The organism is Pararobbsia alpina (assembly GCF_965118125.1).
Lineage (GTDB): Bacteria > Pseudomonadota > Gammaproteobacteria > Burkholderiales > Burkholderiaceae > Pararobbsia > Pararobbsia alpina_A.
In genome coordinates this window covers 823,523-841,920 of the sequence record NZ_OZ221287.1, presented here as the reverse complement: position 1 = coordinate 841,920, position 18,398 = coordinate 823,523, and the positions used below count along the sequence as shown (strand labels likewise).

Here is an 18,398-nt window from a genome sequence, read left to right as displayed (position 1 = left end):
TCGCATCGGACGGTATTTCTATACTGACCTGAACGAACGCAATGAGGCAGAAGCATGAGCGACACCACACAGGCAGTGCTATTCGATGCCGGGACGCGCGCGCAAGGTGACGTCTACCGTCCCGGGCAGGTACGGACCCACGACTCGCCAACGCCGACCGCCCGGCGAATCGATACGCTCGACTGGGCACGTATCGAAAGCGAACTCGACGCCTTCGGGAACGCGGTGATTCCCGGCCTGCTCGACGCACCGGACTGCGATGCGCTTGCTGCAGGCTACGACGACAGCGAGACCGGGAGCGACACCTATCGCAGCCGCGTCGTGATGGCACGCCACGGATTCGGGCGAGGCGAGTATCGCTACTACGCCTACCCGCTTCCCGACGTCGTGCAGACCTTGCGCGAGCGCCTCTATCCTCACCTGGTCCCGGTCGCGAACCGCTGGAACGAGGCGATGCGCATCGATATCCGCTACCCGTCGGATCACGCGGCGTTTCTTGAACGATGCCATGCCGCCTCGCAGGTCAGGCCGACACCGCTGATCCTTCAATACGGCCCCGGCGACTACAACTGCCTGCATCAGGATCTCTATGGCGAACATGTGTTCCCGATCCAGGTTGCCATCTTGCTGTCGTCACCCGGGACCGACTTTGAAGGCGGCGAATTTGTGATGACCGAGCAGCGCCCCCGCATGCAATCACGGCCCGAGGTCGTGCCTTTGCGCAAAGGCGATGCGGTCGCTTTCGCCGTCAGTCATCGCCCCGTGCAGGGTGCGCGCGGTGTCTACCGTGTCAATCTGCGGCATGGCGTCAGCCGTCTGCGTTCCGGTCATCGGCACACATTGGGCGTGATTTTCCACGACGCGCTTTAACGAAACCGCTGCGCGCCGCGCTCCTCCCGCCGTGCCCTCGTGCCATTGCGCCGACACCGCGACACAGCGACACACCAACGCACCGACGCATTGACGGCCCGGGCCGCAGGGGCTACGACCCGTCGCGCACCACACGCATCTCGCGTGCGCGCAACCGCTCCATCTCTCGCCTGACCGCGACCTCCGCGTCGCGGCTGCCCCTGACTTCGAGTGCCTGGCACAACAAACGCAGGAACGGCCGCACGTCCGCCGCACCGAACTGTGCCTCGAAATCACTGACGACCCGTCGGACGCGCGGGCCGATATCCGCCGTGTGAAGCGTGCTTTCGAGGTGCGCCGCCTGGCGTGCAACTTCAAGGCTATAGGTCACCCGGCACCGGTAGCGCCTTGAGCCCGGCTTCTGTTCAGGTTCCGGCATCACGATGCACCTCCCGTTTTGTCGGGGCAGCATTGTGCGGGCGCGAGCGGATCGACCATCTGCTGATCGATCGCGACATAGACCGTCTCTTCGAGCACGTTCCAGTGAGCGCCATGGCGATAGGCGCCGGCCGTCGCGTGCCAGCACGCGGCGGTCTCGGTATCTCCGGCTTTGTAGGCAGCCAATGCGACGAGTCCCCACGGATAGTCGTGCGTGGGCATCGAGAGCCAGGTACGGCAGTTCTCGCGCATCCACTTCCGATACGTCGCTGCGCGGTTCTGTCCTGGCACCGGCATATCGGACATCAGGGGAAACAGCTGGGCGACGCGCGTCGGATAGAAGTCACTGTCGTTCACGACCTGCGTGCTCGCACGAAAGCCGCGATCGGGGCTCCAGAACGTCGTGAGGATTGCGCGACCGAGGGCATCGGCATCGGCTTTCGCCTGCTTCGCGCCCGCCTCGTCGTGCTCATTGGCGCGATACTCGGCCAGCGTGCGCAACGCGCTGTAGATCTCGACGTTATCCATCAGCAGCGCGACGGGCAATGTCCTCGATATCTGATAAACCCCCGTACGCGGATCGCGCAAGGTCGTCAGATAGCGATGCGACTTTTCGATGCTGTCGCGCCATCGCGGCGGCATTTCCCCGGCCGGCGCCGAACGGAGCAACAGTTCGATCCAGACCGCCATCATGGCATCGTCGGCGTCCGCCTCCTTGCACCGCGAATATTGGCCGGCTTTAATGCAATAACGGTCGAACCGGCCATCGGGATGCTGATACGCGAGCAACCAATGAATCCACGCCTGGGTCGTCGCGCGCGCGTCGACATTCAGATATGCGGCGGAGAGCAAGGCTTTGCTCGAGAAATACGGATCGATCACGTCGCCGTTGATCAGCACGGTGATCGCGCCGTCGGGACGCTGGTACAGACCGTTGAGATCGAGCGGTCTTGCCCGGGTATTCAGAATGCCTCCCTCCGCGCTTGTCTGCGCACTCGTGGGTGCGCTTGCAAGCAGGCATGCCAGGCCGACCGCGAAAACCCACCGCTGCGAAAAGCGGGTCATCGGAACCTCCCTCGCCCATAGGGCCATGGCTCGCGCCGCGACCGCCCCCGCGCGACTGCGCACACGGAGGACGGCGCCACGCGGGCGCCAGTGCGGCCCGCGCGCCGACCGGCAGGGCAGCGCGCGGGACCCGAGCGGTTACTGCACCTTCGCGCTCGTGAAGTTGAGGCTCGTCCCTGATTTCGCGGTGACGAGCCAGTACGTCGCGTCTGTCGTCGTGACGGTGCCGGAGCCTTTGGTGATCGCCGGCTGCGCGAACGAGGTCTTCGGCAACTGCCACGTCATATCGGTCAGGTCCGTCGGATGCGTCGCGGCGAACGACCAGCCCGTGCCCGTATCCGTCGCCTGCCATGTGACTGACAGACGGCGTTTATCGAACGTCGCGATGGTGTTCATCGTGTACCAGCGGAACTGGCCTGCCTTGATCAGCGTATTGGCCTGCGTGAAGATCGACGAGAGCACCGTCGGATAGTCGACCGCGCCAAGCGGATGCATATAGATCAGCCGGCTTGTCCGATAGTTGACGGTGAAATTCATCAGGGCCGTGTACCAGTTGGTGACATCCGCTGTGGCCACGTGGTTGTCTTCGAACTCTTCGAACGTCGCATTCACACCGAACGGCATCACCGGGAACGCCCAGATGTTGGTGTTCAACATCGAGCCGTTGCGATAAGCACGCGTCGGCGCCATGCCGGTATGCCCGGTGAAGTAGTAGCCGACGACACCATTGTTTTCGAGCCAGGTGACCGACCATGTAGGCGTGTTCCCCTCCGGCGCCGCATATTCGACGCTGGGCTTGTGCGTCGCGGCGACGATGGCCTGCTGGTTGAGCACCAGATATTGCGTAAAGGTGCTCGCATTGGTTTCACTTGCGTTGGCGCCCCAGTAGTCATGGATCCATCCGCCATGACTGCCGATGTTGTGCCCCTTCGACAAGAGATAGGTCACGAGCGATTTGGCGGTGGTGTTGTTCGCCAGATTGACGCCGAGGCCATCACCGAAGTTGACCTGGTCAGGACCCGCGGTGATCACGACCGAGAACGGGCCGTTGTTGAAGATGCCCTGGTTCTTGAGCTGCACTGCGGGTGCGATTTCGTCGCCGGCGCAGAAGTGCCAGTTCAGCACCATGCCGGCTTGCGCCTTCGGCAGGAGCGACAGGGTCGGCATGCCGAGCAGATTCACGCCGAGATAGTGCAGAAAGCCGTGCATCAACATCCCGTCGGTCTGCCCCTCGAGGTAAGCGAGCGGCGTATTGACGAACAGCACGCCGCCGTTGCCGTACGTGTTGTAGCCGGCCACGAGCCCGAAGTTCGGCGAGGTCAGGATCGGCGTGCCCGTGTAAGTGCCTTGCGTCACGAAGCTCGGGTACGTCAGGAAGCCATACACGTAGCCCGAAATGCCTTCGAGCACATCGGTGGTCGTCACCGCAGCCGTCGTAGCGGCGAGCGATGAGACCTGCGCGGCCGCGCGCGACTTGCCGAGACTGCCCGTCGTACCCACGGTGGCGGCGTTATACGAACCCGCCTTGACCTGTGCACCGGTGGCCGTGCCCATGACCTTCGGTGTCGCCTTGGACAGCAGGCCGCTGCCCGCACCCGGCGTCTTGTAGTTGAAGTACACGTTGTGGTTGTAGTTCCTGAGGCCGCCCGGGTTGGATGGACTTGCCGGCAGGTAGAGCACCTGCTTGGCCTTGGCCGCCGGTTGCACTGCAGCCGAGCTGATATTCGCCGTCGCGGTCATCGCAGTGGCCGTCGTCGTCGCGGGCGTCGCGGCCGGCGTCGAGGTGGTGGTCCACGTCATCGATTTGCCCGGCGGCACCTGCAGCGTGCGCAAGGTGCTGCCCATGCCCGTAACGGGCCCCAGGCCGATCGTGCCGTCGCGCAGCTGATCGTAGAGCACGTAGTCGACCCCGACGATCGAACTGAAGCGCGACTTCGGCACCGGATAGAAGCCCGTCGACGTCAGCGCGCCGAAGTCATAGACGAGCATCGCCTTGCCGCCATTGAGCACATAGTTCTGGATCGCCGTCACGAGCGTGTCGTCGGCGTTCACGTGAACCTGGTCCGGCAGGATCAGACCCGGATACTGCTGCAGCGCAGACCCGGCCTGCATGAACTGCGTATCGCTCATGACCGTGAGCTGCAACCCCTCCTCCTGTGCCGCATCGAGCCACGCCGACACACGTGGATCAGGCAAGGTGAAGTTGTCGGGAATCAGCAGGATCAGCGAATTGTTGGTCGCCCACGCCGGTGATTGCGCAAGCCCGAAGGTAATGACAAGGGTAGCCAGCGCCGCCCCGATAAGACGCCTGAATGTAGCCCACATGCTCATGCTCCCGATGAACAGCATGCCCGATGCACAGGGCCCGCGACGGTGATTGGCATTCCGATCGCAAGCCTTCTTCCCCGTGTTGCTGCGACATCCTTTTGGAGGCAGTTCAGAAAGTCAGCGCGCCCCTCCAGCTCGCGCAATACGCGTAGACGGTAACGAGAAGCCCGACAATCAACGGCACGCCGAGCACGAAATAGCAGAACGGCATGAACAACATCGATCCGTGGTGGATCACGATGATGTGAAGCAGCATGACGAACGGCACCGCGATCACGAGATAGCCGAGCGTCAACGCTGTCGCGAGCGCCTTTTGCGCAAGGCTGAAATCGAGCGGGTAATAGAACATCGCCATGACCGCCGGTGTCGAAACAATGGCGCCGACCAGCAGCACGAACAGATCGCGCAGATGCAGGCGCGGGTTGTAAGGGAAGCTGCCCGGCGCAAGCCAGAAATACGCACACACCGCGAGTTGCGTCGCGCACGCAACTCGCAGCAGGTAGGCGAGCGGCAGCCAGCGGTCCTTGCGGAAATAACTCGCCCACAGACCGGCGGCGCAGATGACCGAAGTCAGTGCGAGCAGCCACGGCCCCGGTTCGCGCGGCGCGACGTTCGCGCTGAGCAGCGTCATGTGAAACCCCGCGCCGCGATAGTCGATACGCTCGAGCCGCAGCCCGTCGCCGAGAAAACCGATCGCGCGCGACAGCAGTCCGTCCCAGTACGCATGCGCGACGGGATGGACCGTGAACGTCAGCACGTAAAACAGCGGCATCAGCACGAAGACGGACACCGCCCACTGGCGCGGTCCGTCCTGCGTTCGCAATGCGCGATTGCGATGCCATGCCTGTCTTTCGTCGGCGAGCTTCATCGCAAGACCACCCTCAGAATTGATACAGCGCACTGACCTCGCCGCCGTACCGGTTGTAAAACGGGTTGTGGTAGTACTCGAACTGCAGCTGCGTGCTCCACTTGCGCGTGAACCAGTACCGCCAGCGCACGCTGGCTTCCTTGCTGTCGAAGTCGACCAGCTGGTTCGCGATGCCCACCGATTGGTACGCCTCTCTCCCATATCCCCCGCGCACTGCGATGAGGCTCTTGCCCACCTCTCCGTATGTCACTGCCGCGTAATAGGCGGGCGCCTTGATCGACCCCGGCGAATCGATGTCGTAGTTCCACCCAGCTTCGAGAATCCATTGCGGTACCACGTACCAGATAAGACCCACGTGATAGAGCTGGTCTTTATGGTCAGAGCGATTCCACGCATAACCCGCGCCGACCGACAGCACGAGGCTTCGCTGCGGCAGAAGCTTGCGGTTGATCGATACGTCGAAGCGCGCACTCGGCAGAATCGTGCCGGCCGTCGTGCCCGAAAACCCCACGGCGCCATACCAGTCCGCGTCGAAATCGGTGATGTAGTTGATCGAGCCGAACGTGGTGCGCTCGCCGAAGCGCTGCAGTTCGGCGACTTCTCCAAGAAAGGTCGAATTGCCTTCATGATGCAGTCCGCGCAAATGAAATCCGTACCAGTCGCCGTAACCATTCGTCACACTCGCACCTGATATGGCGAACGCGACCTCCGAGCCCAGCGTTTCGTCCGACGCGGCCTTGAGCGTCTGAATGTCGCTGAGCGGCCGATCCGTCGTCTCCGACGGCGTCATGTCCGCGAGCGCAGCCGGATCCGCCCCACTCGACAGGTTGGCCGGCAGCGCCTGAGCGCGCACGTCGGGGACTCCGACGCGCATCAGGGACAGCACCGTCACGATGGCGACAATCGCCGCACCGGGCGTGACTGTCGTGCGTGGTGGTCTCATGGGGCCGCTCCGGACACAAGCTTTCGATGGATGGGGCACGCACACTCACACTCACTGACAAGACTCCGAAAACCGACCGCTTTTTTCCGCTACCAGCTCGCCGTGCACCGACGCACCCTCCTGCACGACGATCTCCTGCGCGCTGGCCGTCACCGCCTGGCCGCGACGCCCGATCGATGCGCGTCGCACGTGCAGCGCACGGCCCGCCGACAGCACCCCTTCGATCCCGCTCATTTCGCGCAGCACGATGTCGCGGTGCGCGAAGACGGCGCCCTGTATGACCGCATGGCGGGCAAGCTCCACCGTGTGCGCGCGCACGTTGCCGCGCAGCACACTGGCCTCGCCGAGATAGAACGCGCCGTCGACCACGAGATCCGCTTCACATTCGGTGTGGCCGGGCATCTCGAGATCGCCGCGCACACGAAACCGCGTGTCACCGAACCGATGCCGCCGGTCGTGCACGAAGTCCGTCATCGGCCGATGCGTGCGATGCGTGTCGTCGACGGACCGGCGGGCTTCCGCGTCGAGCGCGCCGGCCACCGAGCTTCCGGTGCCCGTGCTTCCCGTTCCGATCCCGAGGGTGATCGGCTGCCCGCCGAGCCGCGTGAACCGGCACTCTCCACGCAGCCGCAGCGTATGCGCGGAGACCGTGCCCGCGAGATCGGCATCGCATGCGTCGACGCGGGGTGCGTAAGCGAAGTTCGCCAACCGCGAGCCCGCGCGGAAGCGAATGGACCGCTCCGCGAATACGTAGGTCGCCTGGGCTTCGCGACCGATCGAGATCGACTGCGTCGCATACAGCACACGCGCTTCGGAGCGCCCTCGTTCGAGCGCGATGCGTTCTTCGATATGGAGCGTCGACTGATCGGCGTCGTGTGCGTGCGAATCGAGCGCGCGCAAGTGGACGGCCTCACGCAAGAGCGTGATCCAGCGCACCGCCAGCGCTCGCGCATCTTCAAACGCGGCTTCGGGTATGGGCAGCGCGGCGACGTCGCTCGGCTTGCGCCACTCGAATGCGAGTGGAACAAACGGAATGCCCAGCACGAGCAGCACGGCGCAGAGCAGGATCAGGGAGGCCATGAGCTACTCCCCCGCCGGGAACGACACGGCGACCGGCACGGCACCGGCCGGACCCGACGCCATCGGAGGCAGACCGCCCGGCGTCGACGCGGTCAGCACATCGACCATCGCCACGGCCAGTTCGCCCGGGCCACTCCCCGGGATCCCCGTTCCGAGCCCCGCCGCGACACCCGCCGGCGAGCCAGCCGTCGCGGCAAATCCGGGAACGGTGGCCGCGGGCCGACGAAACCGTTCGGTCTTGTCCCACTTCAGCTCGCGCTTGAAGAGCGCATCGAGCACGAGCCCCGAGAGCGCATGGGTCACCGAGGCGATCGTGACGCAGAAGCCGATCGCGTTGAGCGGCATCATGCGCAACCGTCGCGCGTGACCATCGAGGCGCGCCGCCACGACGATTTCAAAGAACACGCCGAAGTTGCCGAACGCGCTGAGCGCGAACAACGCGACGAGCGTCAGCACAAGCTCGAGCACAATCGGCGCAGTCACGTTGATGAAATAGAGCAACGCCGCGACAACCCAGGCCAGCGCGAGCAGCGCAGGCATCAGGTACACGCCGAGCAGCAACATGCCGTCGAGCCGGCATCCCGGGTGCAACGACCGATCGCGCAACAGGGGGACCGTGCAACTCAGCATGGTCTGGTTATGGCCCTTGGCCCAGCGGGTCAGCTGGCGCTTGCGGGTCGGCCAGCGTTCGGGGACTTCTTCATAGCATTCGGCGTAGTTCAGATACGCAGTGCGCCATCCTTTCAGCAACAACCGATACGTCATGTCGGTGTCTTCGGCGAGCGTATCGTCGCGCCACCCGCCCGCCTCATCGAGCGCGCTCTTGCGCAGGCCGCCGACCGTCCCGCCGTATTGCGGCACGAGCGACATCGCCATGCGGGCTTGCTGATTGACCTGATAGCCGCCCGCGCGCTCGAGATCGAGCAAGCGCGTGAGCAGATTGCGGCCGGCGTTTTGCGGCACGACACGTCCCATGACCGCGCCGACCTCCGGATCGAAGAACGGTGCGACCAGCTCCTTGAGCAGGCTGGGACGCGGCAGATAGTCCGCATCGAAGACGATCATGATGTCGGTCCGGATGTCATGGAGCGCATCCTTGAGCGCGGCGGCCTTGCCCGGCTTGCCCGTCGTCCGGTGAAACGGGCGGATCAGCGTCGGCGCTGTCTCGGTGATCGCGTCGACGATCTCGCGCGTGCGATCGGTCGAGCGGTCGTTGACCGGCACGATCGTGAGACGGTCGTGCGGATACGTCGTACGCAGCAAGGCCTGCAGACAGTCTGCGACGACGGCCTCCTCGTTATGCGCGGCGACGAACACCGTCAGCATCGGCCACTGCGCATCGATGATCGAGCGGTAAGGCGCGCGCTGCGGCAGGAACAGACGAGAGATCGCGAACACGTAGTGACGCGTCGAGTACGCGGCAATCAGCGCGACGAAGACGCCGATAAAACCGAGCAATGCGCCGACGACAATCCCCCCTGCCCCGGACGGGGCCTGGAAGTGCGCGACGGACGCCGCGGCGTTCGGCAATTCGAATGACGGATCGCAGAAGAGCGGATCGGGCAAGGCTACTGCGCCGTCTGCGCACAGCAGCCCGCCGAGTGCCGCCACGCAAATCCAGGGCAAAGAGCGGCCCTGGACGCGCCTCGCGATTGAACGCAGTGCGTCCACGTCTTATTCCTCCCGGTTTGCGCACGCGGGGTGTGTCGCTGCGCCAGTTACAGACCGCTTCGGTCAGCAATGGCCACATCGACGCGTGCACCGCCGACCCAAATGCAAGAGCCGGACCACAGCTGTCGCAGCGCGACGCTCGCAAGTGGGCGCGATGGCCCGACAAGGCGCTGCCGGGTATGTCCGGGGGATGACGGGTCAGGGACGGGGGGAGGCAACGTATGCGCCGTGCTTTTTCGTTTCGCGGAAGAAACGAAATTCCGGACGCACATTGACCGCAACAGGCCGCAAGTTTTACGGCTAAGCACTGCGCGTAAATCGTTAGCGCGCGATCGGGGGAAAATCCCCTCAGTTGCGATTATTACCGAATATAACGAAAGCGATTAGTAAGTAGAGCAGACCAATTGCATTCCGAAAATCTAGGCGGTCGCTTAAAAAGAAATCCTTTCGACGTTAGCAAACCCTTTGGGTAAACCGTTTCGCTTGCGTTACCCAAAGCGCGTCATTTGTTCGTCATTGAGAGCGCTTGCAGAAATGCGCGAGCAAGGATCTTCGCTTTCGCAGCGTGTTGGAGTGATAGCTACCGCACACAACAAATCCACGCGTCGGCTTTCAGCCGTGTAACGAAAAAACGGGTGCATGCGTGACTCGTTTCAAACACCGTCCCAGACGCATCCCGCCAACGCACGCGCCATCGCCCCAGTGCGCATCAAAACTGCATGACGAATCGATGACTGCGAAGCCGATCTTCTCAATGGTTCGGATATTGCAAGGCAAGGCCGCTTGTTGAACTCCGCCCACCCGCGCGAGGCCCGGTATCGGCGATGGCCTGGCCGTGCGCAATCGACGAGGATCTCATGAAGCGAATCCTGACTGTTTTCGGCACACGGCCTGAAGCCATCAAGATGGCGCCGCTCGTACGCGCACTCAGCTACCACCCCGGCGTCGAGTCGAAGGTGTGTGTGACGGCTCAGCACCGGCAGATGCTCGATCAGGTCCTCAGCCTGTTCGAAATCGAGCCCGACTTCGACCTCGACGTCATGCGCAAGAACCAGACGCTGACCGATCTGACCTCCGGCATCCTTCAGGGTATCAACGCGGTCTACGAGGAATGGCAGCCCGATACCGTGCTCGTGCACGGCGACACGACAACGACGCTGGCCGCGAGTCTGGCCGCCTTTTATCGCTATATCCCGCTCGGGCATGTCGAGGCCGGGCTGCGCACTGGAAACATCCGCGCGCCCTGGCCAGAAGAGCTCAACCGGCGCGTGACCGATGCGGTCGCCTCGTGGCACTTCGCGCCGACCGAACAGGCGAAACACAATCTGTTCAGTGAAGGCGTGCCGCCGGCCGGCGTGGTGATGACCGGCAACACCGTGATCGACGCGCTGCTGCAGGTCAAGCGCAAGCTCGACGCCGACCCGGTGCTGAGCGCGAGCATCGCGTCGCGCTATCCATTTCTCGATTCGACGCGCCGCCTGATCCTGGTCACCGGGCATCGACGCGAAAACTTCGGCGAGCCGTTCAAGGAGATCTGTCACGCCCTGCGCGATATCGCCACCCGCTACGACGACGTACAGCTCGTGTACCCCGTGCACCTGAACCCCAACGTGCAGGGACCCGTCAACGCGATTCTCGACGGCATCGGCAATGTGCATCTCATCGCACCGCAAGACTATCTGCCCTTCGTGTACCTGATGTCGCGCGCCTATCTGATCATCACCGACTCGGGCGGCATCCAGGAAGAAGCGCCGGCGCTCGGCAAGCCGGTGCTCGTCATGCGCGATACGACCGAGCGGCCCGAAGCCGTGCAGGCAGGTACCGCGCGACTCGTCGGGACGCGCGCGGATCGGATCATCGCCGAAGTCGGTGCCCTGCTCGACAGCCCGAACGCGTATCACGCGATGGCGCACGCGAACAACCCGTATGGCGACGGCCATGCGAGCGAGAAGATCATTGAGGCTCTGCTCGGCGAACCCGCCGCGTCACGTGAAGTACAGGACGAACCGTGGATGCCGGTCACGTTCCGCAGCGCGGTCACGGCGGGGTTGAACGCATTGCGATCAAACTAGCGCCGCCGATCACGCAGCGATGTCAGACAGCGCGATCCCGGCGCCGGAATAGCGGCGTCGGGTCGCCAACCATGCCCTGATAGCGGACCGTCAATTCACTGAAGCCCTTGATGGCGTCGTCGATATTCTTGTCGGCGCGCACGCAGAACGCATCGAATCCGCACCGGCGCATGTACTCGAGCTGATCCCTGAGCACATCGCCGATCGCGCGCAGTTCACCGCGATACCCATAGCGCGTACGCAACATCACGGCGATGCTCAGGCCGCGGCCATCACGAAAGCTCGGAAAATCGATTGCGATGACCGGCGCGTCGAGCAGGTGCTCTGCCCATGCTTCGAAATCGGCCTCGGGCGCAATCCATGCGCCTGCATGTCGCAAGGCATCGGCGTGGATATCGCGCATGGACAGATACACATCGACGGGAAGTAGGGTCCGCTCAACGGCAGACGCACCGACCTCGACCAGCGCCGTCGCCGCTTCAACGTCGCGCACGATGCGCCATGTGTCGTTCACGACGCAGGGGCGGCCCTCTTCGAGCCGAATGATTCTCGGCGATGACGCATATCGTTGATCAACCTCGTCCGCGACGGCGTGCGGAGTGGTGTCACTGGTCTGCATACACATGCTCCTTGAACGGCGCAACGCCCAGGCGACGTACCGCTTCGATAAACGCCTCGCCGTCGTGGCGGCGTGCACGATAGACATCGACGATCCGTTCGACGACGCCTGGCATCTGCTCAGCCTTGAACGACGGACCGATGACGGTGCCAATCGACGCATCGTGACCTTGCTCGCCACCGAGCGTCACCTGGTACCACTCCTCACCGTTCTTGTCGACGCCGAGCACGCCGATATTGCCCATGTGATGGTGCCCGCATGCATTGATGCAGCCCGAGATATTGAGCGACATCTCGCCGAGGTCGTGAACGAAGTCGAGGTCGTCGAAACGCTGCTGGATGGCCTGCGCAATCGGGATCGACTTCGCATTCGCGAGCGAGCAATAGTCGCCGCCCGGGCACGCGATGACGTCAGTCAGCAAACCGACATTGGGCGTGGCGAGATGCGTCGCATCGAGCGTGCTCCACAGGACGAACAGGTCGCGAACCGGCACATCGGGAAGGATGAGGTTCTGCTCATGGGCGACGCGGATCTCGCCAAAGCCGAACGCATCGGCGCAGTCGGCCACCTGCTCCATCTGTGCCGCCGTCACGTCGCCCGGCGGCGCGGCCACACCCGGCTTGGTCGATACGATGACCGACGCATAGCCGTTGACCTTGTGCGGATGCACGTTGCGCCTGAGCCAGCGCGCGAAACGCGGATGCTCGCTCGCACGCTGCATGATCGTCGGATCGTCGATCGCACCGGGCGCGTACGCGGGCGCGGCGAAGTGGGTACGCACGCGCTCGTACTCATCCTCGGTCAGCGTCGCAGGACCCTCCTTCAGATGCGCCCACTCCTGCTCGACTTCTTCGGCAAATCGCTCGACGCCGAGTTCGCGCACGAGGATCTTGATGCGCGCCTTGTACTTGTTGTCGCGGCGGCCATAGCGGTTATACACGCGCAACAGGGCTTCGAGATAGGTCAGCATGTGCTGCCACGGCAACGCATCACGAACCAATGAACTCAGGATCGGCGTACGCCCGAGCCCGCCGCCCGCATGCACACGCAGCAGGCGCTCACCGTCGGGCCCCTCATACACATACAGACCCACGTCGTGCATGCGCACCGCCGCGCGATCTTCTCGCGATGACGACAATGCAATCTTGAACTTGCGCGGCAGATACGCGAACTCGGCGTTGAGCGTCGACCATTGCCTGAGGATCTCGGCGAGCGGTCGCGGATCAAGCCATTCATCGGCCGCCACGCCGGCGAATTGCTCGGTCGTGATATTGCGCACGCAATTGCCCGATGTCTGGATCGCATGCATATTGACGGTGGCAAGCTCCGCGAGGATAGCGGGCGTGTCCTCGAGCCGGATCCAGTTGAACTGGATATTCTGGCGCGTCGTGAAGTGGCCGTAGTCCCGGTCGTAGCGGCGAGAGATCTCGGCGAGCTTGCGCAACTGCGCCGACGACAAGGTGCCGTAGGGAATCGCGACACGCAGCATATAGGCGTGCTTCTGCAGATACAGCCCGTTTTGCAGGCGGAGCGGCAAAAACTCTTCTTCGCTCAACTCGCCCGACAGACGTCGGGCGACCTGATCGCGAAACTGCTCGACGCGTTCGGCGACAAGCGTTCGGTCTAATTCGTCGTATTGGTACATGGCGGCAGCACAGTCGTGGGTCCGACACGCTGCGCCACGGCGCGTTGCATGAGTGAATGCGCGAGCGAGTGCGCAAGTCGATGCGCCGGTCAGCGCACGGGTCCATCCGCTGAACCATGCGCTGAACGATGCGCGCCGTGCTGGCCGCAGGGATGTCGGAACGATTTCGTGCGTTATTGTGATTCGCCGCGCTCACGCCTGGACAGCAGCAGGCAGGCAAATTCTTTGCGTAGCAGATGGCCTATTTTCTTGCTGCAAAGGCCCAGACGCAGAACGACAGCACCAGTGCGACCGCCCCGGCTACATACATCGACACGGAAAACCCGCTCGCAAAGCTGCTGCGGGCCAGCATCGTCAGCGTCGCGTGCAACGACTCGGGCGCCTGCGCCACGGCGGCCGCCGCATCGCCGGCAAGGACGCGCGACACAAACGTGCTGTCGATCAGGTCCGCCATTGACGGGCGCGCGGCCACGTGGCTCGCAAACGCACCGGTCGTGCGGGCCGACAAGACCCCGCCGAGCACGCCGACCGACATCACGATCGCCGTAAAGCGCGTCGTGGTGCTGATACCCGACGCCATGCCCATGCGCGACGGCGCAACGAGCGCCACGATGGCCTTTTGCGTATTGCCGTTCATGATGCCCGCACCGCAGCCGCAGACAATCATCCCGAGTGCGACCCATACATAGCTGCCGCTCTGTGCCACGCTGCCGACCGCGACATTGCCCGCACCAATCATCAGCAAGCCGGCGATGAGCACCCACGCGATCGAATAGTGCCGCAGCATCGCCGCGCCGATAAACGGGCCCACGATCATCGAAATGGCGAAGGGCAACATGCCCAGCCCTGCCGCGACAGCCGGCAAACCAAATGCGTTTTGCAGGTACAAGGGCAGGAACGTCATCATGACCTGCGCGCACGCGGCGTAGCCGAACATCGCGAGCACGGCGCCGACGAAGCGGCGATCGCGGAACAGTGCGAGGTCGACCATGGCGTGCCGGCTACGGCGTTCGGCGAGCACAAAGACGACGAACATCAGCGCGCTGAAGCCTGCACGCTCGAAGGTCGCGGCGCGCATCCAGCCGTGAGTGCCCGCATCGATGAGCGTCCAGATCGCGCTCGCGAGCGCAAGGCCGAACAGCACGCTCCCCACCTTGTCGATCGCGGCGGCTTCAGGGTTCTTCGACTCGGTCATGGCGCGGCTGGCGCACCAGGCCAGCACCGCACAGATCGGCAGATTCATCAGGAAGATCCACCGCCATCCGACGTACTGCGTGATCGCACCGCCGACGAGCGGCGCGACAGTCGTGGCGATCCCCATGCACATGCCCCACAGCGCCCACGCACGCGCGCGTTCCTTTTCTTCGCGGAACGTATGGCCGATGATCGCGAGCGCCGATGTGATCTCCATCGCCGCGCCGAGCCCCTTGACGGCGCGCGCGACATTCAGCCAGAACACCGAAGGCGCGAGGCCGCAACCCAGAGACGCGAGCGCAAACACCGCGAGTCCGATCAGCAACGTGCGCTTGCGGCCGATGCGGTCCGCGAGACCGCCCGCCGCGAGCAGACACGAAGCGAACGTCACCATGTAGGCGCTGACGACCCATTCGACGTCGGCGAAGCTCGCGTGGAAGGTGCGCGCGATCGACGGCAGCGAGACGGCGACCACATTGGTGTCGAGGACGATCAATGCGCAGATGCCCGACGCCGTGGCCAGGATGAAATTCGAGGCGCGCCGCCCGGCGGAGTGCTGCGCCGACGCGCCGTCGGACGTGCCGGCCGCTGGCGCGCGATGCTCATGCGACGTGCGGGGCCGCGCTGGAGGCGCACTGACCGGCGAAGAGGGTGTGGGAGAGACAGAAGACATGATGGCCGCGGATCAAGGAAACGCTCTGATCGTACCGATCGCTCAATTGCGCGTCATTGACAGATCGAGGCAAAATAATTGACGAAAATGTTAATACACGGAGTCGACGATGACGCAGAGCGACATGACTTCAACACGCCCGAATCGCAAGAACCAGAGGGCCTCGGCCACGACCGATCCGCACGAGCGAACCGGTCGTCACGCAGGCGCAGCAACGTCCCGTACGCGAGCGTCGCAGGCTCCCGAACCGCCGCTCGACACCCGGCATCTGCGCTGCATCCTGGCCGTGGCCGAGCATCTGCACTTTTCTCGCGCGGCCGAAGCACTGGACCTCGCCCCGCCCTCGCTCACGCGAACGATCCAGGAAGCCGAACGCCTGCTCGACGCCCGGCTTTTCTTGCGGACCAAGCGCAGCGTCGAACTCACCGCGGCCGGCGTGGCGTATGCCGAGCACGCGCGACTCGCGCTCGACCACATGGCGCGCGCAACCGAGTCTGCCCGGGCGGCGGAGCGCGGCGAACTCGGCCGCATCGAAATCGGCTACGTCTCGTCGGCCGCGTATTCAGGGGTGCTGCGCGATACCGTCGGGACGTTTCGCAAGGCGCACGCGCGTGTGGAAATCAATGTGCGCGAGGTCCTGATGCACAAGGTGGCGGAGATGCTCGAGGAGGGACAGCTCGATCTCGCCTACTATCGGCCGCCGATGCTGCTGCCCGATTCGATCGTAAGCACGACCATCATGCGCGACACGTTTGTGCTCGGGGTGCCCGCGGACTCCGCGCTGGCCGCCCTCGACGAGATCTCGCCAACGCAGCTTCGCAACGAGTCGTTCGTGCTGCCCGAACAGAAGTCAGGCGTGATGGAGGTGGGGCGGCGCGGCCGATTTACGCCCGAGATCATCGGCCAGCCGGGGACGTTGACCTCGGTGCTGGCGAGAGTGTCGCTCGGCGATTGTGTGACGGTGGTCCCCGACGCACTCGCGCGGTGTGTTGCGCTGCCGGGCGTCGTGTACCGGCCGATTGCCGGCAGGGCCGTGCCGACCGAAATTGCCATTGCAAGCCGGAAACGCGAACGCGCGCCCGCTGTGCGCGCCTTCCTTGCGCGCTGGCGTGCCGACGTGGCGAGCCCGATCAGTGCGCGTGCGTGACCGCGAAGCGCGCCACGCAGAACAACGTGCCGCCAAAGCACGCCGCCAGCGAAAAGGCGACGACCGGCAACAGCGGCAGCTTGACGTGCGCAAAGTCGGCCTCATGCGAAGCGCGCCTGCGCACACCGAAGAAGCTCCATAGAACGACGCGCACCATGCGAAGAAATGTCATGATCCTCTCCTTCCCCGGATCGATACCGGCTTGTGTGCCCGGCACGGGTATCCGGGCCTTGATTGCGATGATTCCCGTTTGCGCCCGCCCATGACAGAAGCAGATGGCACTTTTTCGGCCGTAGCAGCGATATCGAGGCCCTGATGAACCGGTACGAAACGCTCGCCCATGCATTGGCCGAGGAGATCCGCGCCGGCCGCGTGCCGATCGGATCGAAGCTGCCCTCGCTGCGGCAGATCACGACGCAGCACGGTGTGAGTCAGTCCACCGTGCTGAGCGCCTACTACCTGCTCGAGGAGTGGGGGCTGATCCGCGCCGAAGAGCGCTCGGGCTACTTCGTGACGCCGGGCGCCGCCGTTTCGCCCGCGCCGGAGGCGCATCGGCCGTCGCTGGCCGAGTCGGCAAGGGTCGATATCAGCGACCTCGTGTTCTCCGTGCTGCAAGCGACCAAGCACGTCGACGCCGTGCCGCTTGGCTCGGCGTTTCCGTCGCCGCTGCTGTTTCCGTTGTCGCGGCTCGCCAAGTCACTGACGCAGGGCGTGCGATCGCTGAACCCGTGGAGCACGGTCGCAGACCTGCCGCCGGGCAACGAACAACTTCGCCGGCAGATCGCGCTGCGCTACGTCGGCGCGGGCATGGCGTCTCCGGTCGACGAGATCGTCGTCACCAACGGTGCGCTCGAAGCGTTGAACCTGAGTCTGATGGCCGTGACGCGTCCGGGGGATATCGTCGTGGTCGAGTCCCCGGGCTTCTATGCCGCGCTGCAGGCGATCGAGCGGCTCGATCTGCGCGCGCTCGAGGTCCCCGTCGATCCCCTCACCGGCCTCGACCTCGATGCACTGGCTCAGGCGCTCGAGAAGCACCCGGTCAAGGCGTGCTGGCTGATGACGAATTTCCAGAACCCGACGGGCGCCACGTTGACGGACACGAAGAAGAAGGCGCTCGTCGAGCTGCTCGCCGCCCATGACGTGCCGCTGATCGAGGACGACGTCTATCAGGAGCTTCACTTCGACAAGGCGCGTCCGCTGCCAGCCAAGGCGTTCGATACACACGGGCTCGTGATGCACTGCGGGTCGTTTTCGAAGACATTGGCGCCCGGCTATCGTATCGGCTGGGTTTCGGCGGGCCGGTTCGCGGAGCGCATACAGCGACTCAAGCTGATGACGACGCTCTCGGCGAGCATTCCCGCGCAAGCCGGCATCGCCGACTTTTTACAGCACGGCGCCTACGACAAGCACCTGCGCCAGTTGCGCGCCGCACTGAACACGCAGATGGCGTCGATGCAGCAGGCGCTACGCCGCTACATGCCGGAAGGTACGCGCTGGACGCTGCCCGCGGGGGGTTACTTCGTCTGGATCGAACTGCCGCTGGCAATCGACGCGATGGCCTTGCACCGTCGCGCCATCGAGCACGGAATCAGCCTTGCACCCGGGCCGATCTTTTCGGCCACCCACGCCTTTCAGAACTGTATCCGGCTCAATTTCGGACATCCGTGGAGCCCACAACTCGAGGAATCGATTCGCAAGCTCGGTGAGATCGTCGCCGATCCGCTCGTGCGCCTGTCGAAGACAACAGAGGGAGCAACAGCGGGGACGCCGCGCCGGGGCGGCGTCCCCGCCGGCAAGTCGTAGCGA

14 protein-coding genes and 1 pseudogene are annotated in these 18,398 nt (G+C 64.1%); 4 read left to right on the top strand and 11 right to left on the bottom strand.

What is annotated here, in order from left to right:
* Positions 1–54 precede the first annotated feature (54 nt).
* Positions 55–870, top strand: a complete 816-nt coding sequence (locus ACMFWR_RS03570) for a 2OG-Fe(II) oxygenase (protein WP_413193654.1) — start codon at positions 55–57, stop codon at positions 868–870.
* Between the two features lie 112 nt (positions 871–982).
* Here ACMFWR_RS03570 and ACMFWR_RS03565 read toward each other — a convergent pair whose 3' ends face one another.
* The 7 genes and pseudogenes from ACMFWR_RS03565 to ACMFWR_RS03535 all read right to left on the bottom strand — a co-directional run.
* Positions 983–1,288, bottom strand: a complete 306-nt coding sequence (locus ACMFWR_RS03565; protein WP_413193653.1) for a hypothetical protein — start codon at positions 1,286–1,288, stop codon at positions 983–985.
* Positions 1,288–2,352, bottom strand: coding sequence for an MGH1-like glycoside hydrolase domain-containing protein (locus ACMFWR_RS03560; RefSeq protein WP_413193652.1), 1,065 nt, complete (start codon positions 2,350–2,352; stop codon positions 1,288–1,290). The genes ACMFWR_RS03565 and ACMFWR_RS03560 overlap by 1 nt, the downstream gene beginning before the upstream one ends.
* A 138-nt stretch (positions 2,353–2,490) precedes the next feature.
* On the bottom strand, positions 2,491–4,677 hold the full coding sequence (locus tag ACMFWR_RS03555; RefSeq protein ID WP_413193651.1) for a hypothetical protein: 2,187 nt from the start codon (positions 4,675–4,677) through the stop codon (positions 2,491–2,493).
* A gap of 112 nt (positions 4,678–4,789) precedes the next feature.
* Positions 4,790–5,548: a hypothetical protein gene (locus ACMFWR_RS03550; RefSeq protein WP_413193650.1), complete on the bottom strand. Its 759-nt coding sequence runs from the start codon at positions 5,546–5,548 to the stop codon at positions 4,790–4,792.
* A gap of 13 nt (positions 5,549–5,561) precedes the next feature.
* On the bottom strand, positions 5,562–6,491 hold the full coding sequence (locus ACMFWR_RS03545; RefSeq protein ID WP_413193649.1) for a YaiO family outer membrane beta-barrel protein: 930 nt from the start codon (positions 6,489–6,491) through the stop codon (positions 5,562–5,564).
* Between the two features lie 51 nt (positions 6,492–6,542).
* Positions 6,543–7,571, bottom strand: a complete 1,029-nt coding sequence (locus ACMFWR_RS03540; protein ID WP_413193648.1) for a polymer-forming cytoskeletal protein — start codon at positions 7,569–7,571, stop codon at positions 6,543–6,545.
* 216 nt (positions 7,572–7,787) lie between these two features.
* Positions 7,788–9,242, bottom strand: a pseudogene (locus tag ACMFWR_RS03535) (glycosyltransferase family 2 protein); the annotation flags it as partial.
* 857 nt (positions 9,243–10,099) lie between these two features.
* Between ACMFWR_RS03535 and wecB the strand changes: the two are divergent.
* Positions 10,100–11,314, top strand: coding sequence for a non-hydrolyzing UDP-N-acetylglucosamine 2-epimerase (gene wecB, locus ACMFWR_RS03530; protein ID WP_413193647.1), 1,215 nt, complete (start codon positions 10,100–10,102; stop codon positions 11,312–11,314).
* 22 nt (positions 11,315–11,336) lie between these two features.
* Here wecB and ACMFWR_RS03525 read toward each other — a convergent pair whose 3' ends face one another.
* From ACMFWR_RS03525 to ACMFWR_RS03515, 3 genes are all read right to left on the bottom strand, one after another.
* Entirely contained in the window at positions 11,337–11,933 is a 597-nt protein-coding gene (locus ACMFWR_RS03525) for a DUF934 domain-containing protein (protein ID WP_413193646.1), read from the bottom strand.
* Positions 11,920–13,578 (bottom strand): nitrite/sulfite reductase, encoded by a 1,659-nt coding sequence (locus tag ACMFWR_RS03520; RefSeq protein WP_413193645.1) that lies wholly within the window; start codon positions 13,576–13,578, stop codon positions 11,920–11,922. Before ACMFWR_RS03520 ends, ACMFWR_RS03525 begins: the two co-directional genes overlap by 14 nt.
* A gap of 241 nt (positions 13,579–13,819) precedes the next feature.
* Positions 13,820–15,445, bottom strand: a complete 1,626-nt coding sequence (locus ACMFWR_RS03515) for an MFS transporter (protein ID WP_413193644.1) — start codon at positions 15,443–15,445, stop codon at positions 13,820–13,822.
* A gap of 124 nt (positions 15,446–15,569) precedes the next feature.
* On the opposite strand from ACMFWR_RS03515, the gene ACMFWR_RS03510 reads away from it, so the two are divergent.
* Positions 15,570–16,592, top strand: coding sequence for a LysR family transcriptional regulator (locus tag ACMFWR_RS03510; protein WP_413193643.1), 1,023 nt, complete (start codon positions 15,570–15,572; stop codon positions 16,590–16,592).
* On the opposite strand, the gene ACMFWR_RS03505 is transcribed toward ACMFWR_RS03510, so the two are convergent.
* A complete protein-coding gene (locus tag ACMFWR_RS03505) occupies positions 16,576–16,764 on the bottom strand; it encodes a DUF2970 domain-containing protein (protein WP_413193642.1) in 189 nt (62 codons plus the stop codon). The genes ACMFWR_RS03510 and ACMFWR_RS03505 overlap by 17 nt on opposite strands.
* Positions 16,765–16,907: 143 nt before the next feature.
* Between ACMFWR_RS03505 and ACMFWR_RS03500 the strand changes: the two genes are divergently transcribed.
* The gene (locus ACMFWR_RS03500; protein ID WP_413193641.1) at positions 16,908–18,395 is read left to right on the top strand and encodes a PLP-dependent aminotransferase family protein; all 1,488 of its coding nucleotides are present in this window, start codon (positions 16,908–16,910) and stop codon (positions 18,393–18,395) included.
* Positions 18,396–18,398 lie beyond the last annotated feature (3 nt).